Source organism: Planctomyces sp. SH-PL62, from assembly GCF_001610895.1.
Lineage (GTDB): Bacteria > Planctomycetota > Planctomycetia > Isosphaerales > Isosphaeraceae > Paludisphaera.
Genome location: NZ_CP011273.1, coordinates 6,212,162 through 6,238,145, shown reverse-complemented (window position 1 = coordinate 6,238,145; position 25,984 = coordinate 6,212,162). Strand labels below are relative to the sequence as shown.

General features: G+C 71.8%; 15 protein-coding genes and 1 pseudogene. 3 read left to right on the top strand and 13 right to left on the bottom strand.

Annotation, left to right across the window (positions count from 1 at the left end; translation table 11 throughout):
- Positions 1-30 precede the first annotated feature (30 nt).
- Positions 31-5,187: a DUF1549 domain-containing protein gene (locus tag VT85_RS24370; RefSeq protein WP_068420755.1), complete on the bottom strand. Its 5,157-nt coding sequence runs from the start codon at positions 5,185-5,187 to the stop codon at positions 31-33.
- Between the two features lie 283 nt (positions 5,188-5,470).
- On the opposite strand from VT85_RS24370, the gene VT85_RS24365 reads away from it, so the two are divergent.
- Complete coding sequence (locus VT85_RS24365) at positions 5,471-6,331, top strand: PEP-CTERM sorting domain-containing protein (protein WP_068420753.1); 861 nt, start codon at positions 5,471-5,473, stop codon at positions 6,329-6,331.
- A 206-nt stretch (positions 6,332-6,537) separates the two neighbouring features.
- Here VT85_RS24365 and VT85_RS24360 read toward each other — a convergent pair whose 3' ends face one another.
- From VT85_RS24360 to VT85_RS24350, 3 genes are all read right to left on the bottom strand, one after another.
- Positions 6,538-7,539 (bottom strand): DUF1559 domain-containing protein, encoded by a 1,002-nt coding sequence (locus VT85_RS24360; protein ID WP_068420751.1) that lies wholly within the window; start codon positions 7,537-7,539, stop codon positions 6,538-6,540.
- A 71-nt stretch (positions 7,540-7,610) separates the two neighbouring features.
- Positions 7,611-8,075, bottom strand: coding sequence for a hypothetical protein (locus VT85_RS24355; protein ID WP_156513073.1), 465 nt, complete (start codon positions 8,073-8,075; stop codon positions 7,611-7,613).
- Between the two features lie 218 nt (positions 8,076-8,293).
- A complete protein-coding gene (locus tag VT85_RS24350) occupies positions 8,294-8,602 on the bottom strand; it encodes a hypothetical protein (RefSeq protein WP_068420747.1) in 309 nt (102 codons plus the stop codon).
- Positions 8,603-8,750: 148 nt separating this feature from the next.
- On the opposite strand from VT85_RS24350, the gene VT85_RS24345 reads away from it, so the two are divergent.
- Complete coding sequence (locus VT85_RS24345) at positions 8,751-8,993, top strand: hypothetical protein (protein ID WP_156513072.1); 243 nt, start codon at positions 8,751-8,753, stop codon at positions 8,991-8,993.
- A 34-nt stretch (positions 8,994-9,027) separates the two neighbouring features.
- Here the strand turns inward: VT85_RS24345 and VT85_RS29790 are convergent, their stop codons facing one another.
- A complete protein-coding gene (locus VT85_RS29790; RefSeq protein WP_197490988.1) occupies positions 9,028-11,667 on the bottom strand; it encodes a M1 family aminopeptidase in 2,640 nt (879 codons plus the stop codon).
- Between the two features lie 205 nt (positions 11,668-11,872).
- Between VT85_RS29790 and VT85_RS24335 the strand changes: the two genes are divergently transcribed.
- Positions 11,873-13,891: an NAD(+) synthase gene (locus tag VT85_RS24335; RefSeq protein ID WP_068420741.1), complete on the top strand. Its 2,019-nt coding sequence runs from the start codon at positions 11,873-11,875 to the stop codon at positions 13,889-13,891.
- Positions 13,892-13,941: 50 nt separating this feature from the next.
- Here the strand turns inward: VT85_RS24335 and VT85_RS24330 are convergent, their stop codons facing one another.
- From VT85_RS24330 to VT85_RS24300, 8 genes and pseudogenes are all read right to left on the bottom strand, one after another.
- A complete protein-coding gene (locus VT85_RS24330) occupies positions 13,942-14,520 on the bottom strand; it encodes a PH domain-containing protein (protein WP_068420739.1) in 579 nt (192 codons plus the stop codon).
- Positions 14,517-14,942 carry a GNAT family N-acetyltransferase gene (locus VT85_RS24325; RefSeq protein WP_068420737.1) on the bottom strand — a complete coding sequence of 142 codons (426 nt, stop codon included), beginning with the start codon at positions 14,940-14,942 and terminating at the stop codon, positions 14,517-14,519. The genes VT85_RS24330 and VT85_RS24325 overlap by 4 nt, the downstream gene beginning before the upstream one ends.
- Before the next feature lies 1 nt (position 14,943).
- Positions 14,944-17,166, bottom strand: a complete 2,223-nt coding sequence (locus VT85_RS24320) for a GH32 C-terminal domain-containing protein (RefSeq protein ID WP_068420735.1) — start codon at positions 17,164-17,166, stop codon at positions 14,944-14,946.
- A 16-nt stretch (positions 17,167-17,182) separates the two neighbouring features.
- Positions 17,183-20,794 carry an AAA family ATPase gene (locus tag VT85_RS29785; RefSeq protein WP_068420733.1) on the bottom strand — a complete coding sequence of 1,204 codons (3,612 nt, stop codon included), beginning with the start codon at positions 20,792-20,794 and terminating at the stop codon, positions 17,183-17,185.
- On the bottom strand, positions 20,791-22,050 hold the full coding sequence (locus VT85_RS24310) for an exonuclease SbcCD subunit D (RefSeq protein ID WP_068420731.1): 1,260 nt from the start codon (positions 22,048-22,050) through the stop codon (positions 20,791-20,793). The genes VT85_RS29785 and VT85_RS24310 overlap by 4 nt, the downstream gene beginning before the upstream one ends.
- 137 nt (positions 22,051-22,187) lie before the next feature.
- Complete coding sequence (locus VT85_RS24305) at positions 22,188-23,525, bottom strand: tetratricopeptide repeat protein (protein ID WP_068420729.1); 1,338 nt, start codon at positions 23,523-23,525, stop codon at positions 22,188-22,190.
- Positions 23,526-23,578: 53 nt separating this feature from the next.
- Positions 23,579-24,561 (bottom strand): annotated as a pseudogene (gene galE / locus VT85_RS30125) (UDP-glucose 4-epimerase GalE).
- A complete protein-coding gene (locus VT85_RS24300) occupies positions 24,485-25,891 on the bottom strand; it encodes an ExbD/TolR family protein (protein WP_068420727.1) in 1,407 nt (468 codons plus the stop codon). Before VT85_RS24300 ends, galE begins: the two are co-directional and overlap by 77 nt.
- Between the last annotated feature and the right edge of the window lie 93 nt (positions 25,892-25,984).

Here is a 25,984-nt window from a genome sequence, read left to right as displayed (position 1 = left end):
ACGCCGCCGGGGATCGATTCCGAATCAGTATCAGTGGTTGAACAGGAATTCCGGGCTGTTGATGAGGGCCCAGGCGACGTCCTGGGCGGCGGTCAGGCGGCGGGAGGCGGCCTGCTGGACGCTCATGTCGAGGTCGCGACGGAGCTGGACGAGGGCCGCCGGCGGGACGGCGGGCTGGCGGGCGGCCTCGACCCTGGCCTGCAGGACGGCCCGCGCCGGGTCGGCGGGGAGGGGCGCCCGGGCGGCGGCGAGGGCGGCCTGGCGGTCCAGATAGCCCTGATCCATCCCCTTGTGGTAGCCCAGGAGCAGGTCGACCTGCGCCGGGGTTCGGACGTCGGGGGCGGTCGCCAGCACGGCGCGGAGCGGCTCGGGGAGGCCCAGGCCGACGTCCGCCTTGCGGGCGATCGAGATCCGGAACCGGCCGAGGGTCCAGACGTCCTGAAAGCGGTGGTGGAGCTTGAACGTCAGGACGGTCCCGCCGGGGCCGCCGACGGGCTCCCTGGTCTGGAAGGTCGCCCAGTGGAGCAGCCCGGTGCGCGGGGCGACGGCCCAGCCGCGCTGGTCGTCGAGGTTGCCGTCGACGGCCTTGGCGACGTCGAACTCGCCCTGGCTGAAGTCGGCGAGCGCGGCGTGGAGGCCGATCGGCTTCGCCTGGTCGGGCGCGGCCTTGGGGGCGGCGGAGAGCTGGAACTCGGTCAGCACGAAGTTGCCGTCCGAGGCGCGGCCGGGGCCGTTCCGGGGCTGGCCGGGGTCGGTCAGGGCTTCGAGCCGGACGGCGGCCACGCCTTCCAGGTCGGTCTCGGCGGTGATCGTCAGCTCGCCGTTCTTGTTGGTCCCGGTGACGACGATCGAGCCGTCGGCCTGCTTCGCCAGGGTCGCCCCGCTGGAGGCGGCCGTCGCCTTGGGGTCGATCGCGACCCAGGGGTCGACGACCGATCCGGCGTTGGCCTTCTCCCACTCGGCGACCTTGGCGACGAGCTGGGCCTCGTACGCCTTCGCGTCGGCCTCGACGGCCGCGAGCTTCTCGGCGCGGGCCTTCTCGCGCTCGGCGAGCTTCGGCGCCTGGTCGGCGTCGAAGGCGGCCAGCTCGGCCTCGGCGGCGGCGAGGGCCGCCAGCCGTTCGCGCTCGATCCGGGGGCGTTCGGCGGCGAACTCCGCCTCCTTCGCGCCGAGGGCTTCGGCGAGCCGCTTGTGGTCCTCGTCGACCTCCTGGAACGCGGAGGCGGCGGCGGCGACCTCGTCGGGCGTCGCCGGGCGGTTCAGGATGCGGAGGAACAGCTCGGCGACGAGCCTGGCGTCGTCGTTCTGGGAGGCCGCGAGCTTCGTCAGGGCGTTGTCGGGGTCGGCGAGGGCGTCGGCCAGGGTCGGCCCGCTGACCAGGGCCATGACGGGCCCGAGCTGCAAGCTGCTGGACCGCTCGCATTCGCAGGCGCTCTCGCGGACGGGGCGGCCGAACGCCGAGAGGAACCCGCTGGGGAGCTCCACGCCCGAATCCGGCAGCGCCGAGGCCCGCGTGCCGGGGGGGACCCCCGGGATCCGCGAGATCGAGCCGGTCGCCAGGTTCACCGCGTCGTAGAGCACCTCGGCCGGCAGCCGACGCGCGACGGCGTGCGAGAAGTTGGTCTTGTCGTCGGCGTTGAACGGGTTCGCCTCGACCGAAAGCTGGTAGGTCCGCGAGGTGCAGATCCGCCGCAGGATGTTGCGGGCCCGGAAGCCCCCCTGCACGAACTCGTCGGTCAGGTGGTCGAGCAGTTCGGGGTTGCTGGGCGGGTTGCCGGCCCGGACGTCGTCGAGCGGCTCGACGAGGCCGACGCCGAACAGGTAGCCCCAGAGCCGGTTGACGTAGCCTCGGGCGAAGTACGGGTTGTCGGACGAGGAGATCCACGAGGCCAGCTCGGCCCGGCGGGAGGAGCCGGCCTCGGCCTTGGGGTGCTCGCAATCGAACGGGAACTTGGGGGCCGTCGGCTCCTTGGTCCGGTCATGGATGACCTCGGTCGTCCCGGAGTCGGACACGACCTCGTAGAGCGGCCGGGGGGTCTCCACGGCGCTGCCGCCGATGGTCTGGCCGCCGGCGGCGGGGTCGGGCTTCAGGTCCACCTGCGCGAAGAAGGCGGCGGTCTCGTAGTACTGGTCCTGGGTCCAGCGCTCGAAGGGGTGGTCGTGGCACTTGTTGCAGTTGAACCGGACGCCCAGGAAGAGCTGGGTGGTGTTCTCCATCGTCGCCTCGGGATCGCGGAGGATCTTGTAGTACGAGGCGGCGGGGTTGTCCTTGTTCGAGCCGGCCGCGGTGAGGATCTGGCGGGCGAACTCGTCGTAGGGGGCGTCGGCGGCGACCTGCGCGCGGATCCAGTCTCGGAAGGCGGCGGCGCCCTCGGCGCCCAGGAACTTGCGATTGACCTGGAGCAGGTCGGCCCACTTGTTCGTCCAGTAGTCGACGAACGCCGGCGAGCCGATCAGGCGGTCGACGAGCGCCTCGCGCTTGGCCTTCGATTCGGTCGGGTCGGCGAGGAACGCCCGGACCTCGTCGGCCGAGGGGGGGAGGCCGGTCAAGTCGAGCGAGGCCCGGCGGAGGAACTCGGCGTCGGTGCAGAGGTCGGAGGGCTGGATCTTGAGCCGTTCCCACTTGGCGGCGACCAGGTCGTCGATCCGGCCGTACGACGGCGGCGGGGTCCAGGCGAAGCCGGTGCGGTCGCCCATGACGGTGAGCGTCGTCGAGGCGTAGGAGCCCTCGTAGCGGACGAGGATCGGGGCCTCGCCGCGGCGGATCGCCGAGACCAGGCCGTGGGCCCGGGTGGCGGCCACTTCGGTGTCGCCGCTCTCCAGGAACGCCTCGCGGGTCACGTCGCGGGAGCCGCCGTCGTGGTACGTGGCGACGACCCGGATCTGCTGGACCGAGCCCGGGAGCTGGACCACGGGGTTGCGCGGGAAGACCTCGATCGCGGCGACCTTGGCCGAACTCCGGTCGAGCCTGGCCCCCTGGGCGATCCAGGATCGGACGACCTCGTAATAGGCGTCGCCGGGCTCCATGAGCACGCCGCCGCCGTGGGGGACGACGCCCGTCGGCTTGTCGAGCATCAGGCTGTCTTCGGGGGAGGCCGGGTTGACGCGGCGGGCGGCGTCGTCGTCGGTGAAGGCGGTCACGTCGTACAGCGGGTCGTAGCCCCGCAGCGACAGCTTGAAGCCGTTCTTGCCCTGCGCCGAGCCGTGGCAGGTCCCCTGGTTGCAGCCCATCCGGGAGAGGACCGGGGCGACGTCGCGGACGAAGTCGGGCCGCATCGGGGCGGCGAAGCCGTGGACCTCGGCCGGGATCTCGACCGTCCGGCCGGCGAGGGCCAGGACGACCTTCGCGGAGCCGTCGGCGCGGGGCTTCGCGAGCCCGCCGCGCGAGACCTCGACGGCGTTCCCTTCCACCTTCAGGTCGACCATCCGGGTCGCGTCGATCGTCTCGCCCGAGGCGAGGACGGCGGTCGCGACGATCTGGGCGTAGGCGGCGGGGGAGTCCAGGACGATCGCGCGGGGCTCGACCTCCAGGGCCGACACGACGGCCCCGGCGGGGAGGGCCTCGGACGCCGTGGGCTCCTCGGGCAAGGCGAGCGCGGCCGGCGCGGCGGCGGCGGCGAGGTTCCCCTCGGCGGAGCCGGAGATGGGGACGGGGACGAACTCCTTGACGAGGGCGCCGGTCTCGGCGTCGATCAGGCGGACGAGGCCGTCGCCGCCGGCCGTCGCCAGGACCTTGCGGTCGGGGCGGAAGTCGGTCGCGTACAGCCCGCCGGCGGTCGTCTTGAACCGGGCGATCTCCTTGACGCCTTCCTTGTGGTAGGCGTCCACGGCGGCGTTCTCCTCGGCCGATCGGGAGGTGACCACCTTCGCCTGGATGGCCTTGATCGCGTCCGGGAAGGCGTCGCTGAATTCGTAGGAATAGACGGCGACCTCGCCCGCGACGCCTTCGAGGCTGCTCGACGCGGCGATGCGGAGGCCGTCGGGCGAGACGCAGACGCTCGTCACGCGGCCGGGGAGCGAGGGGAGCTCGCGCATCAGGTTCGAGTCGTCGCCGATGACGCGGACGGTCTGGCGGAAGATCCGGTAGACCTTGGGCTGGCCGTCGGAGCCGCCGATGACGATCTCGTCGCGACTGGGGTGCCGCGCCAGCGCCTTCAGGCCCCCCCGCAACGCGCCGGGGGTGATCGAGGTGACGTTGTCGACGAACCGCTGCTCGGCGATCTCGGTGAGCTTGGCCGACATGTCGCGGCCGACCGAGACCAGGTGCGAGCCGTCGGCCGAGAAGACGGTGTCCAGCGCCCAGTCGCTGTGCGAGCCCATGAACAGGACCTGCTCGCCCGTCTTGGCGTCGATCGCGCGGGCGGAGTTGTCGGTGCAGCCGAAGGCGATCCTGGTCCCGTCGGGCGACCAGCTCGCGCCGAAGACCACGTCGAACGAGACCGAGGTCGACAGTTCGAGCTTCCGCTCGGCGACGTTCCAGACCTGGACCTCGCCCCGCCGTCCCGGGTCGCCGCCGGTGGCGGCCAGCCTCGAGCCGTCGGGCGAGAAGGCCAGCGAGTCGACGCGCTCGGACAGGCCGACGAGCCGGGCGACCAGCTCGGAGCCGTCGGACTTCCACAGCAGGATCTCATGGAACCCGGCGACGGCCAGGAGCGAGCCGTCGGGCGAGAAGGCCAGGGCGGGGACGACGGGGGCGCGGGCGTACTCGGGGGGATGCTCGGCGTCGACCCGCGAGCCGGCGCCGGCGGGCGTGTCGTCGACGGCGCCCTGGGCGATCCACGTCGTGATGAGCTCGATGTCGGCGGGGGCGAGCGGCGGGGCGTTGCGAGGCATCGCGGCCTTGCCGTCGTGGGGCGTGATCTGCTCGAGGAGCGGGCTCTCGTCGGGCTTGCCCGCCGCGATCGCGGCCCCCTCGACCTCTCCCCCCTTCAGGAGGCGGTCGAACGCCGTCATCACGTAGCCGCCGCCGGCCTTCGCCGGCTGGTGGCAGCCCTGGCATTTCGCCTGGAGGATCGGCCGGACCTGCTTGTCGTAGCTGATCTTCGCCGGCTCCGCCTTCGCGGTCGCCGCCGCCGGCTCCTCGCCGGACGCCGGGCCCGCGATCATGGCGAAGACCGTCGCCGCCGACATCCCCAGCCAGGCCCGACCGCGTCGCGGCCGACCGTCATCGCACGTCGTTCGACCCATCAGCGAATGCTCCCCGAGATCGGGATTCGATCAGATGCATTCGGCAAATGTTAAACCCGCAGCTCCTTCGGACGCAAGCCCCTGCTGGGCCGGCGTCCCCGATCGCCCCTCGAGGACGCCGCCCGGCCGGGGCGGAGACGACGTTGGGGGATGCGCGGATTTTCCTGGACGCTGGGCGGAGGAATGTGCTCAAATCCGACCCGAATCGTGTTCGTGATCCAAAATGTGATGTTGCGGCACAAGGATGGATGCGATTCGGGTTTCAAGGTGAACGGAGAAGACGATGCGTGTTTGGCTGCGGATGCTCGCGGCGGTGCTGGTCGTCGGCTCGGTCGGAAGCCCGGCCCGGGCCGGCGACTTCTCGTTCTCGACGGGGGACCCCGACGGCCTGATGGCCATGGCCTCGCGGCCCGCCGGCGCAGGCGGCGAGGAGATCGAGACGGGAGACGATTTCATCCTGGATCAGGCCACCCGGCTCACGAGCCTTTCGTTCACGGGGCTACTGACCGGGGGGGCGACGACGGCGGACGTCAGCCAGGTCGTCGTGGAGATTTATCGGGTCTTCCCACTGGACTCCACCGACCCGCCGTCCGGGAACGTCCCGACCCGGGTCAATTCGCCCTCCGACGTCGCGTTCACCTCGCGCGACTCCACGTCGGGGGGCCTGACGTTCGGCTCGACGGTGCTGGCCTCGTCGTTCACGGCCGGCAATTCCGTCCTGAACGGCATCCACCCGCTCCCCGGCGTGACGACCGGCGGCGATGGCGCGGTCACCGGCGCGGAAACCCTGTTCGACGTGGCGCTGACGGTCCCGATCACGCTGGACGCCGGCCATTACTTCCTGGTGACGCAGGTGCTCATGAGCGGCGCGGATCAGCAGTTCTACTGGCTCTCGGCCCCGAGGCCGATCGTCGCGCCGGGCACGCCGTTCGCGCCCGACCTTCAGACCTGGATCCGCAACGAGGCCCTCGCGCCCGACTGGCTGCGGGTCGGGACGGACATCGAAGGGCAGGGGAGGACCTTCAACGCGGCCTTCTCCCTGACGGGGACGATCGTCCCCGAGCCGTCCTCCCTCGCCCTCGCCGCGATCGCCGCCGCGGCCGTCGGCGGGGGCCTCATGAAGCCGCGTCGCCCGCTCGCCTGAACCTGGCCGTCCTTCGCCGATCGACGGTCGGGCGTCGGGCGCGCCAGCCGACGGGGAGGTCGGGAATCGCGATCCCGGCCTTCTAGCCGATCCGAGCGGCGAGGAAACCGTCGGGGCGGTCGGAGGCAAGGGACCGGCGCAAGGACGCGGCGCCGCCCGGGCTGGGCGCGGCGCCGCGAGGGAAGGTCTGGGGGCGTTCCGGGGGGTCAGTACGCGTCCGAGCTGAGGACCTCGCCGCCGGCGATGGAGCCCAGCCCGCGCCAGACCGGCAGGCTGATGGAATCCTTCACGAACGCGACGTGGCCGTCCGCGAAGACGCTGTTGACGCCGCCGGGGTGGCGGCTTCGGGAGCCCAGGACGGTGTTCCGCGCCAGCGGCTGGATGATGCAAGGCGGGGACGAGCCGCGATTGTTCGGGTCGCAATAGTTGGACCAGAGGACGTCAGGGAGGCGGCTGTTGGGGGCGAGGGTGGTCTCGAAGGCGGCGGCGTAGCCCCAGTGGACGAAGCCGCGGAGGTCGTTGGGCTGCTGGCCCTGGACGATCTCGGAGATGAGCATCGTGTTGCTGGTGCCGTCGGTGATCGCCGAGAGCCCCACGGTGCCGTATTGCGAGACTGTGTAGCCCTTGGGGCCGCCGTTGACGGCCGTGGGGGGCCACATGTCGGTGAACGGCGCCTTCTGGAAGGTCACGAGGTCCGCGCCCGAGCCGGTCGTCGCCAGCTGGTAGAAGGTCGTGTTGCCGAAGTTCGCGGCGTAGTTGAACGACGGGATCTGCTCGCGGGGCTTCGCCGGCTGGTCGCTGGGGCAGAGGTAGACGCTGAAGAGGGTCCGCGAGATCGTCGTGTTGGCCGCCCCGCCGTAGCGGAGGGCCGTCGCCCCGGCGCCGGTCGCCGCGCCGTTGGCCGAGTTGTCGCCGTTGAAATTCCAGCCGTTGAAGGCCGCGGTCTGCTCCATCGCGGGGAGGACGAACACGATCCAGGTCCCCCAGCAGCAGCCCTTGATGCCGGCCGGGAGGCTGCCGTAGGTGCTCTCGTAGTTCGCCATCCCCAGGCCGATCTGCTTCAGGTTGTTGGCGCACTGCATCCGTCGCGCGGCCTCGCGGGCGGACTGGACGGCCGGGAGCAGCAGGGCGATCAGGACGGCGATGATCGCGATCACCACCAGCAGCTCGATCAGCGTGAAGCCGCGCCGCTTCGTTCTCTCATCCATCGGAAACGGAATCCTCTCGGGTTGCGGTGTTCGTGGGTATGCGGGGCATGTGGGGAGGCGCCCGACGGGGGTCAGGGGCGCCGCCCTTTGCGGGGGGCGGCCTTGCGGGCCAGGTCGAAGTCGGCGGTGTTCGCCTTCCCCGGCTCGACGGTCGCCGTGAGGGTCGTCTTGAGGTTGTAGTCCTCGGGGATCACGTCGCCGGCGACCGCGCCGGAGTCGTCGCCGGGGAGGGCGTCGGCCGCGTCGGACGCCTCCGGGGCGGAGGTGATCGAGACCGCGTATTCGCCGGCGACCGGGCCGTCCGAGGCCGGGATGGCGTACGCCCCGTCCACGATCGAACCCCAGGCCCCGCCGCTTTCGGCGGCCTGTTTCGGCAGGAACTGGATCGAGCCGCGCTCCACCGGCTTGCCGTCGTAGGTCACCTTGCCGGAGACCGCCTCGCGGGGCGGCCCGGCCTCGTCGCCGCAACCGCCCGCCAGGGCGGCGGCGACCAGCCATGCGGGGATCCCTCTCCCGCCGATCTTCGAAAATCTCAAGATGTTCAAATCCTCTTCACGCCCCCCCCCCGACCGGACGACGCACTCGCGACGAACCCTTGCGGACCGGAGGCACGCCCGCCCTGGCCTCGGGCTCCATCCCGGATCGCCTCATCGCCTGGGATTATCGGGGAGGATTGTGAAGTCTGGATTAAGGCCGCCGGAAGATTGCGCAAGAGATGTCGGATCTCGATCCGGGGCCTCGATCGACCCGGCGGTCAGGGCTCCGGCTCGCCCTCGGCGCGCTGCCAGGGGGAGTCGACGGTCGGGCGTCGGGCGTGCCAGCCGATGGGGAGATCGGCCAGTTCCGCCAGGGAGGGATCGAACTGGAGGATCTCGCCGAAGAGGACGACCTCGCCGTCTTCCTCGAAGACGTGCTCGCCGTCCAGGAACTGCCAGCCGTCGTCGTCGCGGGCGGCCAGGAGGATGGGGGACTCGCCGCGGACGATCCGGTCGAGGGTGACGACGTCGTCGTCGGGGGGCTCGGTGAACGGCCAGGCGTCGGCGGGGTCCGGGGGCGTGCTCATGAGCTTCTCCTCCTCTCGATTCGGGGCGTGTCGGTCGACCGCGTCGCGGACTTGAGGGGATTTCGACTAGGCGGAAATCGCGATCCCGCTATTCTAGCCGGTCCGGGCGGCGAGAAATCCGTCTGACCCCTTCAAGGAGGAGACCGGGATGACGTGCCTGTTCCGTACAACCGCGTTGTTGATCGCGCTCGCCCTGGCCTCGGGCTGCACGGGCCCCAGGCGCTTCGACCGCCGGATGGGCGACGTCCGGCTCCCCTCGGCACCCGTGCTGGAGCCCAGCCCCGGCATCGCCGTCGACCCCGACCAGGTCGGCACGGTCGGTTCGCCGGCCCCCGAGCCGGAGCATCCGGTGAACCCCGGCGGGCCCACGCTCTCGCCGTTCGGCGAGTGAGCGGGCCGCAGGCCGGCCGCCGTTCGAGACGGCCTCACCCGGCCTTTCGCTCCTCGATCTTCTTCCGCAACTCGCGAAGCTGACGCTCCAGCTCGTCGACCTGCTTCTGGATCTCGGCCCAGGGCTCCGGGGCGGGCGCAGGGGCGGCTGCGGCAGCGGGCGGGGTCGGGGCCTTGACGGCCTCGGGCCCGGCCTCTTTCAGGGCCTTGAGGGCCGCTTCCAGGATGTTGCGGGCGCCGGCGTTGAAGCCGAAGTCCTCGATCTTGAGGCGGTTCTCCAGGACCGGCAGGGCCTTCTGGATCCGGTGCGTGCGGATCAGGCCCCAGGCGCGGGTGCGGATGCCGCGGTCGGCGTCTTCGGCCAGGGGGACGATCAGGTCCTGGAGCCCGGCGTCGTCCTTGGCGAGCGACTCCATCGCCTGGAGCGCGGCGTAGCGGAGCCGGGGGGGACGGCCGGGCGCGAGATAGGCGGCGGCCAACTCGCGGGCGCGGGCGCCGGGCTGTTCGAGCGCCAGGCCGAGGGCCGTCGCGGCCAGGACGTGCCGGCCGTCCACCAGGTCGAGCGCCGCGTCGGCGAGCTTCTCGGCGTCGGCGACTTTCCACGTCACCAGCCCGCGAAGCGCCGCCCGGCGCGCCCCGTACGGGGCCTCGGGGTCGTTCCAGACCTCCCGCAGCAGGGCTTCGGAGGCGTCGTCGCGGGGGAGCGCGGCCAGACCTCGGACGGCCGCCGCGCGGACGCGGGCCTCGGGGGATTCGGCCGCCGAGACCAGGGTCGCGCGGTTGGCTTCGTCGCCCGCCTTCAGCGTCTCCAGCAGCTTCACCGCCGCGTCCGGCCGCTTCTCCTTCGACCATGCGGCGGCCAGCGCGGTCCTGGCCTCGGGATGATCGGCGACCTTCTTCGCGAGGGCCTCGGCCGCGTCGAGCCGGGCCAGCACGTTGGGGCCATGTTCGAGCAGGAACAGGTTCTCGGCCACCGGCCGCTCGAACATCAGCTCCTTGGGGATCCAGCCCTGGGGGTCGAGCAGGACGGCCTTCGGCTCGGCCCCGGCCGGGATCACGAACTCGTGCGTCGGGCCGTCGACGACGATCGCGACCGACTTCGAGCGGCCGGGGGCCTCGACGATCTCGACGGTCGTCGGCAGGCGGAACAGGGGGGTCTGCTCGTCGAGCTTCTGGACCTGCTCGACCTTGAGCCGGACGGTCGCGTCCTCGGGCTCATATCGCCACGACGCCTTCAGCTCGGGGTGGCCGGCCTTGTAGACCCACTGGTCGAAGAACCAGCCCAGGTCCTTGCCGGTCGCCGCCTCGAAGGCCTTGCGGAGGTCGTCGGACTCGACGTTGCGGAACTTGTTCGCCGCCACGTATCGTTTGATCCCCTTCCACCAGCCCTCGTCGCCCACCGTCCCCCGGAGCGCGTGCAGGACGCTGGCTCCCTTGGCGTACGACATGCCGTCGAAGAGCTGGATCGGGTTCTCGTAGCGGGGCTCGACGATCGGCCGGCGGTACATGCGGTCGGCGCCGAGGTAGCCTTGCTGCGCCGCTCGCATCTGAAGCCGGAACTCGTCGTCGCCCAGCTCGTGCTCGGCGAAGAGGGGGTCGAAGTAGGAGGCGAAGCCCTCGTTGAGCCAGAGGTGGGACCAGTCCTTGCAGGTCATCAGGTCGCCGAACCACTGGTGGGCCAGCTCGTGCGCCACCAGGCCGTCCATGTCGCGTTCCTGGGCTTCCAGGCGGTCCAGCAGGGCGTCGTCGGTCATCGAGGTGGCCGAGGTGTTCTCCATGCCGCCGTTGAACTCGGGGAGGCAGACCTGCGCGTACTTGGGGTAGGGATAGGGCTGGCCGGTCGCCTCGCTGAAGAATTCGATCATGCGGGGCGTCTTGCCCATGAACCGCCTGGCGGTCTCCTCGTCGACGTTCTTGAGGACGTGGTACTCGACGGGGAGGTCGCCGACGTGGTCGCGGAAGGTGTTGAATTCCGAGGCGGCGATGGTGATCAGGTAGCTGGAGTGGGGCTGCTCCATCTTCCAGTGGAACGTGCGGGTGCCGTCGGGGTTCTCCGTCGTCTCGGCGAGGGCGCCGTTGGAGACGACCGAGTAGGGCCTGGCGACGGTGACGACCATCTCGGTGGTCGCCGGGTCGTTGGGGGAGTCGTAGCAGGGGAGCCAGTAGCGGGTCTCCTCGGCCTCGCCCTGGGTCCAGGCGGCGCGGGGGCGGTCGGGGTTGACGGCGTCGGGGGGGATGAAGTGGAGCCCCTGCTCGGTCGCGCCGGAGTACGCGATCGTCGTCACGAACTCCTCGCCCGCCGGCCTCGGGGGCTCGATCGTGATCGCCAGTGTCTCCCCTTTATGCTCGAAGGGGAGCTCGACGCCCGCCGCGCCCAGGGTCGCGCGCTCAACCTTGAGCCTGGGTCCGCAGTCGAGTTCCAGCCTCGCCAGGGGCGCGTGCAGCGGGGCGATGGTGTGCGCGACCGTCCCGGCGATCGTCCCTTTCTCCAGGTCGAGCTTCAGGTCGGCCCGGATGTGCTTGACGTCGTACGACCGGATCCGCTCGGCCTTGCGGGGCGTCCCCGGCTTGGCGAACGGCTTGCGCGCCTGGCCGACGGGCGCCTGCCCGAACGCCAGGGCCGCCGTCGACGCGAGGCACGCCGCGAGGAACGATCGACGCGAAAAGCTCAGCATGAGTCCGTCCCCGAATGGTTCGTCGAAAGCGGCCGACGAGGGCTCGCGCGGCATGACCTGGACTTCGGATCGTCGCGACGGGGGGCCGTGGGGCTCGACGCCGGAGCGGCGAGTCGACCGACTTGCATTGCCGCCCGGGCCGTCCTGTTTTACTCTCGATGCAGAGGCCCGGTCAATCGGCAGTCCGCGACGCGATGGGAAAGACATGAACGTATTCGGTATGGTCCGCGTCGCTTGCGCATCGATCCGGACTTCGGTGGGGGACCCGGCGGCCAACGCCCGCGAGGTCGTCGGCGTCCTGGAGCGGCTGGAAGGCTGCGACGTCGCCGTCTTCCCCGAGCTTTGCCTCACCGGCTACACCTGCGCCGACCTCTTCCACCAGCCGACCCTGCTGAATGCCGCGCTCGACGCGCTGGCGGCGGTCGTCGAGGCCAACGCGGGGAAGCCGCGGGTGGTGGTGGTCGGGCTCCCGCTGGGGGTCGGGCCGCACCTCTACAACGTCGCGGCGGTGGTCGACGGCGGCGGCGTGCGGGGGATCGTCCCCAAGCAGCACATCCCGAATTACAAGGAATTCTACGAGCGCCGCTGGTTCCGTCCCGCGACCGGGGCCGAGCCGGCGGAGGTCGAGGTCCTGGGCCGCCCGACGCCGTTCGGGATCGACCTGCTGTTCCAGGCCGAGGGCGCCGGCGAGGCCGGGCGCGACGCGGTGATCGGGGTCGAGATCTGCGAGGACCTCTGGCTGCCGATCCCCCCCAGCTCCTTCCAGGCGCTGGCGGGGGCGACCTTGCTGCTCAACCTCTCGGCCAGCAACGAGACGATCGGCAAGAGCGCGTACCGGACCGACCTCGTCGTCGGCCAGTCCGGCCGCTGCCTCGCCGCGTACGCCTACGCCGGCTCCGGCCCGACCGAATCGACGACCGACCTGGTCTTCGGCGGCCACTGCCTGATCGCCGAGAACGGCCGGTTGCTGGAGGAGTCCCGCCGGGTGGGGGACGGCCGGACGGTGGAGCGCGGGTCGTACTGGATCGAGCGCGACGTGGACGTCGCCCGGGTGACGTTCCAGCGCCGTTCGGAGGCGACGTTCGAGGCGCCCTTCGGCCTGGCGCGGCCCTTCCGCCGCATCCCGACGGGCCTGAGCCTGAGCGAGCCCGCGGACCTGAAGCGATTCGTGCCCGCCGCGCCGTTCGTCCCCGAGAGCGGCCCCGAGCTGAAGCGCCGATGCGCCGAGATCTTCGAGATCCAGGTCGCCGGCCTGGCCAAGCGGGTGGAGCGGCTGCCGGCCGGGACGACGCTCCACCTGGGGGTCTCCGGCGGGCTCGACTCGACGCTCGCGCTGCTGGTCGCGGTCAAGACGCTGGACCTGCTGGGGCTGGATCGGAAGCTGCTGCGCGGGCTGACGATGCCCGGCTTCGGCACCACCAGCCGGACGCGGACCAACGCGGTCGACCTGATGGAGCACCTGGGGGTCTCGTCCGAGGCCATCGACATCGCCCCGCTGGCCCTGCGGACCTTCCAGGACCTGGGCCACTCGCCGTTCGGGATCGACGTCCGGGGCCTGGACGTGGCCGCCTTCCGCGAGGCCCTGCACGACGTCCCCGAGGACCGGCGGAAGGACCTGGTCTTCGAGAACGTCCAGGCGCGGCTGCGGACGTTCCTCCTGATGTCGCGCGGGTTCGTCGTGGGGACCGGCGACCTCTCGGAGATGGCGCTGGGCTGGTCGACGTACAACGCCGATCACATGAGCATGTACAACCCCAACTGCTCGATCCCCAAGACCCTCGTGCGGTTCCTGGTCATGTACGTCGCCCAGCACGAGTTCCCCGAGGGACCCGCCCGGGACACCCTGACCTCGATCGCCGAGACGACCATCTCCCCCGAGCTGCTCCCCCCTTCCCGGCGCGGGGAGATCTTGCAGTCCACCGAAGACGCCCTGGGCCCCTACGAGCTGCACGACTTCTTCCTCTACCACCTCGTTCGGGTCGGCTGCACCCCCGAGAAGATCCTCTTCCTGAGCCGGTTCGCCCCGTTCTCGAAGGCGTACGCGCCGGAGCTGGTGGCGAAGACGTTGAAGACGTTCCTCTCCCGCTTCTTCGCCCAGCAGTACAAGCGGTCGTGCGTCCCCGACGGGCCCAAGGTCGGCACCGTGAGCCTCTCCCCTCGGGGCGACTGGCGCATGCCCAGCGACGCCGACGCCGACGCCTGGCTCCGCTGGGCGCGGGACTGATCAATCAGCGGGCCGGACGGAACCGGCGACACGTCCCGCCTCGTCCGATTTCAGGACGACGCGCGGGCGGGGAGCCGTGAGCGGATGAGGTCGGCGACCGCGTCGGGCTCGGGGATGTTGGGCAGGGGGTGGAAGACGTGCCGGCGGCGGCCGGACGGGTCCGGGGGGTCCTCGACCACCAGCGTGAGGGTCGCCAGCCCCTGGGGGCGGAGGAGGGGCCCGGCCCACGACTGCACGGCGATCGTGCGGTCGAGCGGGATCACGTCCGACGGCCGGGGCGAGCCGTCGCGCCGGACCTCCACCCGGTCGGGGAAGATCACGTAGGCGGTCTGGGAGCGCCTCCTGATCAGGATCGCATAGTGGAGCGACCAGAGCGCGAGGAAGGCGATCCCGAAGGCCGCCGTCGCCCAGGCGAGGGCGAACGGCAGGTTGGCGTCGCCCGAGCCGCCGTTGGCGAAATCGGCCCCCAGCTTCAGCGCCACGAGGGACAGGAACCCGACGAACAGGGCGATCCCCAGGCTGTGCACGCCCCCCACGATCACGAACTGCTTCGGCAGGGGGACCGCCCGCACGACGCGCAGGGGGGCGTCGGTCTCGGCGCCGGCGTCGATTTCGGGGCGGTCGATCATGGCGTCTCGGGCCTCGGGCCGGGGGGGATCGTCCAGCAGGATTCGTGGGGGGTCATGCCGACGTGCGGGTAGTAGGTCCGCGCCTTGGGGGCGGCCAGCAGGATCAGGGTCGTGTGCCGCCCGGCCGCCTCGTGCGTCAGGCGGATCAGCTCGCGGCCGATCCCCCGGCCCTGGAAGGCGACGTCCACCGCCAGGTCCGAGAGATACGTGCAGAAGTGGAAATCCGTGAGCGCCCGGGAGACGCCGACGAGCCGGCCGTCGTCGCGGGCGGTCAGGATCACGTCAGCATTCGCCAGCATCCCCCGGAGCGCGTCGGGCCGGTCGATCGGCCGGCGCTCGGCCAGCGTCGATCGGACGAGGACGTCGATGAACTCCTCGACGTCGAGCGCGGGGTAGGCTTCGCGCTGGTAGGTCAGGGCCACGTCAGCGGGCTCCCTTCTGATCGATGAACTTCGCGGGGTCCATGTCCCAGGCCGTGATCCCGCCGAAGACGACGGGGCCGCCTTTGGCCGAGACTTTCACCAGGGTCGCCTCCTTGCTCTCGGGGAAGACCTGCTGGGTGAGGCACTGGCGGTCGTTGGCGAAGACTTCCAGCATGGGGCCGTCCAGGAAGATGCGGAGCGTGAGCGGCTCGCCGGGCTTCAATTCCAGCGGGGCCTCGACCACGTTCCGGGGGTTCTTGTAGTCCGAACCACGCAGCAGGCCGCCGGTGTCCAGCGGGCCGTTGGTGTAGACCACGTCCTCGCGCCGGGTCGACTTCGACGAGTCGATCGCCAGCGTCTTGGTCGCGGGCGTGTACCGGATGACGGTCTTCTCGGAGTCGTCGGTGGTGGAGCGCACGGCGACGGCGACCTCCTCGGCGGCGGCCGGATCGACCCACAGGGCCAGCTCCATCGCGTCGCCCCGGATCGCCTCGCCGTCGAAGGTGGAGACGACGAACTCGCCGGCGACGGACATGTCCGCGGAACGGCGGTGGTTGCGACGCAGCCGCTCCAGCTCGGGGACGGGCTTGATGGTCAGGTTCCCGTCGGCGTCCAGGTCGATCACGCGCGGGAGGCTCTGCACGCCGGAGCCGGTCGCCTGCTGGGTCGGCAGGGTGCGCGGGTCGGTCACCCAGGCCCAGATGATCCGCCGCCCTTTGTCGTCCAGCAGGCTCTCGGGCGCGAAGAACTGCCCGCCCGGCCAGCTCATGCGGACGTGCTTCTCCGGGAAGAAGCGCTCATTCTCATAGCGGCCGATGTAGAGCCGTCCGCCGACCTTGTGGCTGATGCAGAGGAGCGCCCGCTTGTCGCCCAGCTTGAAGAAGTCCGGACAGGAGCAGTCCTCCCCCTCGGTGGTCCACGAGAGGTCGGGGTGCTCGAAGAACGGGCCGACGGGCGTCCACGAGACGAGGTCCGGGGACTTCATCGTGTAGAGCGTGTCCTTGCCGTTGGGGAGCTTGTTGCCCCCCAGCAGGCAGATGTAGTCGTCCCCTTCGAGCCAGAGGTACGGGTCCCAGACGGTGTACTCGCCGTGGCCCGGCTCGCCCGGTTTGGGCATGGGGATGATCGGGTTCCTGGGATGCTTCTTCCAGGCGATCAGGTCGTCGTCCTGGGCGGTGGCCACGCAGACGCCGGCCTCGACGCCGAACCAGCAGAGGGTGGGCACGCCGTCCTTGTCGAGGAAGGCGTTGCCGCTGAAGATCCCCACGTCCTTATCCTCGGGCTGGGGGACGAGGGCCGGCGGCAGGAAGGTCCAGTCCACCAGGTCCGTGCTGACGGCGTGGCCCCAGCAGTGGCCCCCCTTGGGGAGCTTCGGGTCCTGGTAGATGTACATCAGGTGATATTTGCCCTTCCAGTAGATGCAGCCGTTGGCGTCGTAGGGACGGGCCAGGCCCTCGCTCGGCAGGGCGGTGACGTGGTACGTCGGCCAGTCCTCGGTGGCTCGGGTCCGCGTCGGGCCAAGCCCCTTGCCGACCATCGCGTAGCCGCCGTCCAGGTGCAGCCGGCCGTCGCGGACGGTCGCCGCGCCCATCAGCCTGGCGGGGGGGAAGGTCCCCATCCGGTCCTCGGCCTCGCCGTCGTCGAACGTCCACCAGGCGAGGGGCTTCGGCTCCGACGGCTCGTCGGCCCTGAGCTTCGCCAGGGCCTCGGCGTTGAGTGCGACGGGGTAGATCCTCGCGTCCTCGATCCGGCCCAGGAACGTCGGCCCGCCCAGCATCTCCAGATGACGCAGGCCCAGCAGGACGACGCTCGACGAGGAGAACGCGGCGGGCTCGGAGGCCATGTCGTACTCGGCGTAAAGTCGGCCGTCGCGATGAATCGAGACGTGCTTGCCCCTGTACGCGACGGCGATCTGGACGAACGTCTCGGGTCCGGCGGTCTCGGCGGGCCAGGCGGCCTGATCGGCGTGAGTGCGATGGAAGAACTCGCTGCCGGCCATCCAGCGCCCGGGCGCCAGTTCGCCGAGGACGACGGAGTCAAACGGCCCGCCCGGCCGCTGGATCGTCAGGACGCCCGTCCCCTGCTGGGTCGTGTTCGCCGGCGCCGCCCAGACGACCAGGGTCTTGTCGCGGATCTCGACCTCGGCCCCCCTCGCGAGGCCGGCGAGGCCCAGGAGGGCGACGAGGAGCGAGATCGATCGGAGTCGACTGAAGCGGATGCTCATCGCGGGACGTTCCTGTTCAGTTGGACGGGGAGAGGTCCAGGAGCGTGCGATGGCGGCGGCCCTTCCCGGCCCGAGGCGGCCCCTCGCCCGCGGCTCCCGCGCCGGCCTCCGGCGCGGGCTCGGCCGGCTTCCCGGCGGGCGAGAGCGAGATCGGGCGGAGCAGCGGGAAGACCTCGCGGCCCAGCTCCACGACGTGCGGGTGGCACGTCAGGAACAGCACCTGCACCTTCCCGGAGATCTCGCCCAGGGCCCGCAGCGTGCGCCGGGAGCGGTCGTCGTCGAAGTTCGCCAGCACGTCGTCCATCACGATAGGCAGCGACTCGGCGCGTCCGCAATAGTGCAGGACGTACGCCAGGCGGACGGCCAGGTAGAGCTGCTCGCGGGTGCCGGCGGAGAGCTGGTGGGGCTCGAGGACCTCGTCGTCGACCCGGCGGACCTGGAGCGGGGCCTCGTCGTCGTCCGGGCGCTCGACGCGGACGTAGCGGCCGCCGGTCATCGTCTCGAAGATCCGCGAGGTCTCCCGGAGCATCTCGGGGCGGGAGCCCTGCTCGAAGCGGGCGATGGCCTGCTTGAGCAGGTGCTGGGCGAAGACCAGGGGGACGTAGCGGTCGACGATCGCGGCCAGCTCGGCGCGACGGGCGGAGACCTTCTCCTGGATCTCGGCCGCGTCGCCTCCCCCCTTCTCGTACTCCGAAAGGAGCTGGCGGCACGAGCCGACCTTCTGGTCGGCCTCGCTCTTCCGGGCCTGGAGCTGCTTGTGGCGGGCGTCGGCCCCGGCGCGATCGGCCTCCAGGCCCGGGGCGTCGGCCGACTCCAGGCGGGCCACGAAGGCGTCGAGCGGCTCGGGCTCGCGGAGCCGGTCGAACTCGCGGCCCCGGTCGCGGGCCTGGTTCTCCAGGTCGACGATCCGAGCGGCCCGTTCGGCCACGGCGCGGAAGGCGTCGGCGGTCTCGGCGCCGGCGGCGGCGAGCAGGGCGTCGCGGTCGGCCTGGAGCCGGGTCAGGCGGTCGTCGCGGAGGGCGGCCTCGGCCAGGGCGTCGGCCCGGTTCTTCTCCAGGTTCGCCCGCCGCTCGCGCGCCTGGACGCTGTCGGTCAGGCGGGCGTGGAGCGCGGCGGCGGCCTGCTCGGGAGCCGCGTCGATCAGGTCGGGCGCCAGCTCCTCGACCAGGGTCCGCACCCGGGGCTCGAACTCGGCGAGCCGGGCTTCGTGGGCGGCGATCCGGGCTTCGCGGTCGTCGGCCTTCTTCAGCTCCAGCGTCGTCTCGGCCAGGCCCTGGAGCACGCGGCCGAGGAGCGAGACGTCCCAGCTTTCGGGGAGATCCAGCTCGCGGAGGAGGTCGATGCGGCGGGCGTCCCATTCGGCCTCGTCGGCGCGTCGGGCGGCGATCTCGGCGTCGGCGTCCTCGGCCTTCTTGCGGAGGCGGACGCAGGCGGCCTGGAGGTCGGCGCGGGACCGCTCGGTCTCGCGGATCGTCCGCTCGCGCTCGCGGGCCTCGGCCAGCAGCCGGGGGCCGGGGCCTTCCCGGCCGGTCAGCTCGGCGAGCCGGCGCTCGTAGGCGTCGATCGCTTCGCGGACGAGGCGGCCCTCCTGCTCGTTCTCGGCCAGCCGCGCCTGGACCCCGCGCAGGGCCTCCAGGCGGTCGAGCCAGCCTTCCATCGCCTCGGGGGCCAGGGGGACGAACCCGCAGTCGGCCCAGAGGTCCCGCCAGCGGCCGAGGGTCGCATCGGCGTCGGCCTGGAGGTCGTCGAGCGCCTCGCGGTCGCGCCGGATGCGGTCGCGGAGGGCGTGGAGCTGCTCCAGCTTGGCGACGGCGCTGGAGTGGCGGAACAGCTCGTCGGCGTAGCGGTCGGTCTCGCGGACCATCGCCGGGAAGGCGTCGATCAGGTCGGGGACCGCCTCGGCGGCGTGGTCGGCGAGCCAGTCGCGGATCTCGGCCTCGACGTCCTGCTGCTCGGCGAACTTGCGGCGCACCAGGTCCCAGCCGGCGTCGCGGCCCCGCCGCATCTCGTCGAGGAGGTCGCGGCTGGGGAGGTCGCCGTCGCGACGGCTGAGGGCGGCGACCTCGCGTTCCAGGGCGGCCAGCTCGGCCTCGTCCTTCCGCAGCCCGGACTCCGCGGCCTCGACCCGCTGGTCGATCTTCTGGAGGTCCAGCTTGAACCGTGCGACGGCCTCGCGCGGCGGCGCCGGGAGCTGGACGGCGCGGAGCGTCGGCGAAGCCAGGGGGGGGGCGAGCCGGGGGAGCAGGTCGTCCGCCTCGCGCTGGAGCTTGCGGTGCTCGGCGCGTCGGCGGTCGCAGTCCTGGACGTTCTTCGTGTACTCGTCCGCCTCGAGGAGCAGGGCGGCCCAGGGGGCGACGTCGGCCGGCTCGCCGAGCGCGGCCAGCTCGGCGGCCTTCTCGTCGAGGTCCCCCCGCAGGTCGTCGCGGCGCGAGGCCAGCTCGCCCAGGGCCTTCTCGCGGCGGTCGCGCTCGGCGACCAGTCGGTCGAAGCGGTCCTTCCGCTCGGCGGTGGGCCGGAAGCCGCGAAGGTCTTCGAGCGTCCACGACGGGGCGAGGCCGGCGAGCCGCGAGGCCGCGTCGCGGAGGGCGGCGTCGCGCGTGCGGCGGTCTTCCGGCAGCTCGCGGCGGGCCTGGCCGACGGCCTCGATGGAGCGATAGAGCCCCTCCACGACGGTGCGACGCTCGATCAGGCGGGGGTCGAACTGGACGTCGGCCAGGGTCCGCTCGGCCTTCGCGGCGGCCTCCCGCTGCTTCTCCCGTTCCTCGGCGAGCCGGGCGGCCTCGACCTCGATCGCGTCGAACCGCGCGAGGCCGTCGGCGGGGAAGCCCTGCGGGGCGGACAGCCCCTCGCGCTCGCGACGGATCAACGACAGCTCGCGCCAGGGGGCGTGGGCCTTGGCCAGCTTCTCCCGGAGCGCCAGGTCGCGGGCGGCTTCCAGCAGGTCGGCGGACAGGGCCTCGGCCTCGGCCTCGGCGTCCCGCAGGTCGTTGCGGCGCTGCTCGTAGGCCTCGCAGCGGATGCTCTTCCCCTTGACCTGCTTCGACAGCTCGGCCAGGTCGGTCAGGAGCTTGTTCACGACGAGGTTGCGCGAGCCGTCGGTGTAGAGCTTGCGGGCGTCGGCGTCCAGCGACTCCAGCACCCGCTTCGGGTCGGCCGCGCCGGAGGCCCCGGCGCTGAAGAGGACCGACTTGACGCTCTGGTCGGCCAGCGACTTCTCGCCGGCGGCCAGCTCCTCCAGCCCGAAGGCGAAGACCGAGCGGAAGAGGTTGAGCGAGGCGCTCCCCAGCAGGGCCTCGAACCCGGCCTCGTCGAGATCGACGGCCCCCTCGCCGCCCCCCTCGATCCGGCCCGAGACGGTGTTCTTGCGCCCCTTGCGGCGGCGAAGCTCCACCAGTCGGCCGTCGTCGAGGGCGAGGTCCGCGGCCCCTTCGATCCGGCCGGAGGCGGTGCCGAAGGCGTAGGGCGTGCGCTCGCCGAAGCCGAACAGGAGCTCGCGGACGAACTCCAGGAGGGTGGTCTTGCCGGCCTCGTTCGGGCCCAGGATCATCTGGACGCCCTGGCCCTCGAAGGTCAGGTCGAGGTCGCGGAAGCGGCCGTAGGCGCCGATCTGGAGCTTGCGGATCTTCATGAGCGGCGCTCCGTCGTCAGGCGGTTGAGCAGCTCGTCCTCGGCCTGGCGGAGCCACCGGGCGAGCTGGTCGGCGCCGGCGAATTCCAGGTCCCCCTCGTCCTTCAGCTCCAGGGCCACCTTGTTGGTGAGCTTGCGGATCTGGAGGCCGAGTTCGCCGAGCGCGGTTTGGTCGGATCGGACGCCGTCGATGGAACGGAGCAGGTCGCCCAGGACGTCGCGGCCCTTGCGGAGCTGGTCGCGGTCGAGGGGGTGGTCGGTCTCCATCTTGATCTTCTCGACCCAGAGGTCCTCGGTGAATTCGCCCGGCAGGGCGCGAAGCTGGGCGACGGTCTCCAGCCGCCGGGTCTCGTCGCCGAGGATTCGGTGGGCGCGGCAGCGGCCCTTGACCTCCAGCCGGACGGCGGCCAGGCGGCCGTCGGCCTCGTCGGCGACGGCCTTGAGCCGGACCCGGGCGGCGTCGATCAGCTCGTCGACGCCGTCCTCGGGCTCGAGCGCGATCGTCTCGCGGCGCCAGCGGAGGACGTCGGTCGACCGGAAGTCCAGCGACGCGACCTCGCCCCCCCGGACGGTCGCGACGACGCAGCCCTTGTCGCCCGTCTCGCGGACGTGGCGGCCCTGGGTGTTGCCCGGATAGACGACGTGGGGGCCTTCGTGGAGGACCTCGCGCTTGTGGATGTGGCCCAGGCCCCAGTAGTCGTAGCCCTTGGCGGCCAGCTCGCCGACCGAGCAGGGGGCGTAGGAGTCGTGGTCGAGCGAGCCGGTGGCGTTGGTGTGCAACAGGCCGATGTTCATCAATCCCTTGATGGGTTTCGGATAGCGCGGGACGAGGTTCTCGGTCAGCTCGCGGCGGGGGAAGCTCATGCCGTGGATGGCCACGCCGAGGTCTTCCAGGACGACGGTCTCGGGCTCGCGGTAGTCGAGCATGTGGAAGTTGTCGGGCCAGGGGACGCGGTAGCTCATCTCGTCGCGGGAGTCGTGGTTGCCCCGGATGACGAAGACGCGGACGCCGTGGTTCCGCAGGGCCCGCATCTGGGCGGCGGCGAAGAGGGCCGTGTTGAAGTCGTTCCAGTCGCCGTCGAAGAGGTCGCCGGCGACGACCAGGAACGACGCCTCCTCCTCGATGCAGACCCGGACGAGGTTCGTCAGGGCGGCCCGCGTGGCCAGCCGCACCCGCTCGACGGGCGCCCCCTCGTAGTGCTCCAGCCCGCGCAGGGGGCTGTCGATGTGCAGGTCGGCGGCGTGGACGAACTTCATGTCGCGACGATCCTTCGCTTCGAGACGGGCGCGGGCCGGCGGTCGATCCCTCGATATTGTACTTTTGTCCCCCGTCTGGGGAGGGCGATCGTGGTGGATTTCGACGCCGTCGCGGCCGTGCGACCGTCAGGACCGGATCAGGGGGCGGGGTCGCGGAGGGGCTTGCCCTGCTTGTAGAGGTCGAGTCGGGCTTGCGCCTTGGTTCGTTCGTCGGGGTCGCGGGAGAGGTTCAGGGCCATCGCCTGCCAGGACACGGCGGTCGGGAACCGGCCGAGTTCGGCGTCGGCGGCGGCGAGGGCGGCGAGGGCGTGGGGCTCGGCCTCCCTGGTCAGCGCCCGGGCGTGCTCCGCGAGTTCCCTGGCGCGGGCGCCGTCGCGGAGCTTGGCGTCGGGGGAGGCGGCGAGGAGCCGGGCGCGGTGGGTCGCGGCGACGGCGTCGTCCGGGTTGTGCTGGAGCGCGGCGTCGAGGTCGGCGGCGGCGTCGGCGTACCGTTTCTGGAGGAGCCGGACGATCCCCCGGCCGGTGCGGGCGGATGGGTGGTCGGGGGCGAGTTCCAGGGCCTTGTCGTAGTCGGCGGCGGCCCTGTCGAAGTCGCCCGTCTGGGCCAGGGCGCGGGCGCGGCCGTAGTAGGCGTCGGCGAGTTCGGGGGCGCTCTCCAGGGCCCGGCCGTAGTCGGCCGCGGCCAGGTCGTACTCCCGCAGCTCGAACAGGGCGGTGGCCCGGCCGAGGTGCGCGAGGGCGTCGTCGGGGTCGATCTTCAGGGCCCGGCCGTAGTCGGCCACGGCGTCCAGGTGCTTCCCCTGGTCGAAGGCGACGGCGGCGCGGGCGTCGTAGGCGTCGGCCAGCTTGGGGTCGAGCCGGATCGCGCGGGTGAAGTCCTCGACGGCCTTGCCGTGCTCCCCCAGCGCCCGGCGGACGTCGCCCCGGCTGAGGTGGAACAGGGCGCTCGACGGGGCGAGTCGGATCGCCGCGTCGTAGTCGGCCAGGGCCTTGGCGTAGCTGCGCCGGGAGGTCTCGGCCTGCGCCCTGGCGAAGAGGGCCAGCGGGTCTTTCGGGTCGATCTCGACGGCGCGGGAGTAGTCGGCGACCGCCTCGTCGATCCGGCCCTGGGCCGCGTAGATGCGGCCCAGGCCGATGTACGCGTCGGCCAGCTTGGGGTCGAGCTTGAGGGCCTCGGCGTAGTCGGCCGTCGCCTTGTCGAGGTCGGGGACCTCGGCCCAGGAGGTCGCACGGTCGAAGTACGCCAGGGCGTCCTTGGGGTCGAGTTCGAGGGCCTCGGTGAACGCCGAGACGGCCCCGGCGTAATCCTTCAGCTGGTGCAGGGCGACGCCCTTCGCCCTCGCCTCGGCGGCCCTGACCGAGGCGTCCTGGGCGTCGGCCGGCGTCGGGGCGGCCAGGGGGAAGGCCAGGGCCGTCGCGACGAGCGCGGCCAGGGCCGCGGGCGGGGTTCCTCGGGATCGGCTGGGCGTGAGCATGATCGGGTTCCGGGGTGTTGATGCGTCCGCGCGGGCCGTGGGAGTCGTCGGGATCAGTCGTCGTAGCCGTCGGGGTGGCTCTTGTGCCACTTCCAGGCCGACTCGACGATCGGGGCGATGCTGGTGAAGCGGGGGGACCAGCCCAGCTCGCGGCGGGCCAGGCCGGCGTCGGCGACGAGGGCGGGGGGTCGCCGGCTCGGGGCGGGGCGACGACGGCGGGGATCGGGTGGCCGGTGACCTGGCGGCAGGCCTCGATCACCTCCTTGACGCTCGTCCCCCGGCCGGTCCCCAGGTTGCAGCGGAACTCGGTCCCCCGGCCCAGCTTCTCCAGGGCCGAGATGTGGGCCGAGGCCAGGTCGTCGACGTGGATGTAGTCCCGGACGCAGGTGCCGTCCGGCGTGGGGAGCCCGTCGCCGAAGATGGTGATGCGCTCGCGACGGCCGAGGGCCACGTCGAGGACCAGGGGGATCAGGTGGGTCTCCGGGTCGTGGTCCTCGCCGAGGTCGCCGTCGGCCGAGGCCCCCGCCGCGTTGAAGTACCGAAGCGCCGCGTAGCCCCAGCCGTAGGCCCTGGCGAAGTCCGCGAGCGCGTGCTCGATCACCAGCTTGGTATATCCATAGGGGTTGATCGGATTCTGGGCCTGGGTCTCGCGGATCGGGACCCCTTCCGGCTCGCCGTAGGTGGCGCAGGTGCTGGAGAAGACGATCCGCCAGACGTCGGCCTCGCGCATCGCGTCCATCAGCGAGAGCGTGCCGACGATGTTGTTGCGGTAGTACTTCGCCGGGTTCGTGACCGACTCGCCGACGTAGGCGAAGGCGGCGAAGTGCATCACCGCCTCGATCCGCTTCTCGCGAAGGGTCGCGACGAGCTTGTCCGTCTCCAGCAGGTCCCCCTCGATCAGCCGCCCGGGCGCGACCGCGCCGCGATGGCCGAAGACCAGGTTGTCGTACACCCACACCTCATGGCCGGCCTTCGACAGCATCCGGGCCGCATGCGACCCGACGTATCCGGCGCCCCCCGACACGAGCACGTTCATCGTCTTCTCCGAATCCATCCCGATCGTCATTCCGAGCCGCCCAGTCTAACCGAAACGCCCGGCGTCCGCAGGATCTCGACGGGCGGAGGCCCGGAGTCCGCCGCGCCTCGGGACGCCTGCTCGACGCTTGACATCCATCATGGTGGATGCGTCGTCGGGCGTTCGACCGAGGCGAGGACCATGGGCCGCACCCCGATCGATCCCGAATCGTCGTCGCTCGCGTCCTGATCCTACGCCCCCGCCTTCTTCGCCGCCGGGGCGGGGCGGAGGGCCGGCGGGGGCCCTGGGGGGGCGGGGGCTTGGCGATGGCGATGCCCAGGCCGATCTCGTTGGCGGCGTCGTAGGCGAGCACGGCGCTGCGGTGGGGGGTGGCGAAGTCGGCCGAGAGGAGCATGGTCCTGCGGTCGGTCTTCTCGCGAGCGACCCGGAGGCGTTCGGCGAGGTCTTCCAGGCGGGCGGCGACCGGCTCGCGGTCGATGCGGACGTTCCCCTCGGGGTCGATCTCGATTAGGATGTAGTCGTCCTGCAACTCGTCGAGCGTCTTGTTGCGGCCCTGGGCGACCGCCTCGGGGGGAGCCTCGCCGGAGGGCTTGGGGATCTCCAGGCTCTTGTACAGGATCGTCGTCGCCGTGACGAGGAAGAACAGGACGAGCTGGAAGGCCACGTCGACCATCGCCGCCAGGTCCAGCTCCTCCACCTTCGGCGGCCCCGACCGGGTCAGCGAGATCAGGCCCCCGTCCTCGTCGTCCTCGTCCTCCAGGTCCTCGGTCCGGTCGTCGTAGTCGCGCGAGCGGGCCGTCGGCAGGGCGACGCGGCTGCCGGACGAGGCCGAGGGACTCGGGCGGTCGAGGTCCAGGTCGTCGTCGCCCAGGTCCCACGAGGCGGCCTCGACCTCGGCCTCCCGAACGCGCGGGGCCGGGGGCCCGTCCGGCTCGATTCCGCCGGCCTCGTCGTCGTCTCCTTCCTCCTCATCCTCCTCGCCCTCGTCCTCTTCCTCGCCATCCTCGTCCTCGGCGACTTCCTCGTCATCGTCCCAGTCCCAGGCGGGGCGGGGGGCGGCGGGGGCGGGTGTGTCCAGGACCGGGAACGAGAGGTCGTCGGCGGCGTCGGGGCTGGGCGCGGCGTCGGTTTCGGGCGCTGCGGCGGGGGGCGGGGGGGCGATCAGCTCGGGGACCTCGGCGACGCGGACCCAGGCGGTCGACGTCCCCGACGGCCGCGCCAGGTCGTCGTCGCGGATCGCGCCCGAGGCGACGCCGGCGCGGACCTCCTCGGCGGAGAGCCCCCGCACCAGCTCCAGGCGATCGGAATGGAAGACGTCCCAGGATGCCATGCCGCCCCGACTTTCGCTCATGTCGTCATAACGAATGAAGATGTGCTTTTGATGAAAGGGTGGTCGCGTCTTGAGCGGCGCGTTCCGGCCCGG

Excerpts from the sequence above, each read along its gene's own strand:
- VT85_RS24370 (WP_068420755.1), bottom strand. The coding sequence starts at position 5,187 with ATGGGTCGAACGACGTGCGATGACGGTCGGCCGCGACGCGGTCGGGCC.
- VT85_RS24365 (WP_068420753.1), top strand. The coding sequence starts at position 5,471 with ATGCGTGTTTGGCTGCGGATGCTCGCGGCGGTGCTGGTCGTCGGCTCG.
- VT85_RS24360 (WP_068420751.1), bottom strand. The coding sequence starts at position 7,539 with ATGGATGAGAGAACGAAGCGGCGCGGCTTCACGCTGATCGAGCTGCTG.
- VT85_RS24350 (WP_068420747.1), bottom strand. The coding sequence starts at position 8,602 with ATGAGCACGCCCCCGGACCCCGCCGACGCCTGGCCGTTCACCGAGCCC.
- VT85_RS24345 (WP_156513072.1), top strand. The coding sequence starts at position 8,751 with ATGACGTGCCTGTTCCGTACAACCGCGTTGTTGATCGCGCTCGCCCTG.
- VT85_RS29790 (WP_197490988.1), bottom strand. The coding sequence starts at position 11,667 with ATGCTGAGCTTTTCGCGTCGATCGTTCCTCGCGGCGTGCCTCGCGTCG.
- VT85_RS24335 (WP_068420741.1), top strand. The coding sequence starts at position 11,873 with ATGAACGTATTCGGTATGGTCCGCGTCGCTTGCGCATCGATCCGGACT.
- VT85_RS24330 (WP_068420739.1), bottom strand. The coding sequence starts at position 14,520 with ATGATCGACCGCCCCGAAATCGACGCCGGCGCCGAGACCGACGCCCCC.
- VT85_RS24320 (WP_068420735.1), bottom strand. The coding sequence starts at position 17,166 with ATGAGCATCCGCTTCAGTCGACTCCGATCGATCTCGCTCCTCGTCGCC.
- VT85_RS29785 (WP_068420733.1), bottom strand. The coding sequence starts at position 20,794 with ATGAAGATCCGCAAGCTCCAGATCGGCGCCTACGGCCGCTTCCGCGAC.
- VT85_RS24310 (WP_068420731.1), bottom strand. The coding sequence starts at position 22,050 with ATGAAGTTCGTCCACGCCGCCGACCTGCACATCGACAGCCCCCTGCGC.
- VT85_RS24305 (WP_068420729.1), bottom strand. The coding sequence starts at position 23,525 with ATGCTCACGCCCAGCCGATCCCGAGGAACCCCGCCCGCGGCCCTGGCC.
- VT85_RS24300 (WP_068420727.1), bottom strand. The coding sequence starts at position 25,891 with ATGGCATCCTGGGACGTCTTCCATTCCGATCGCCTGGAGCTGGTGCGG.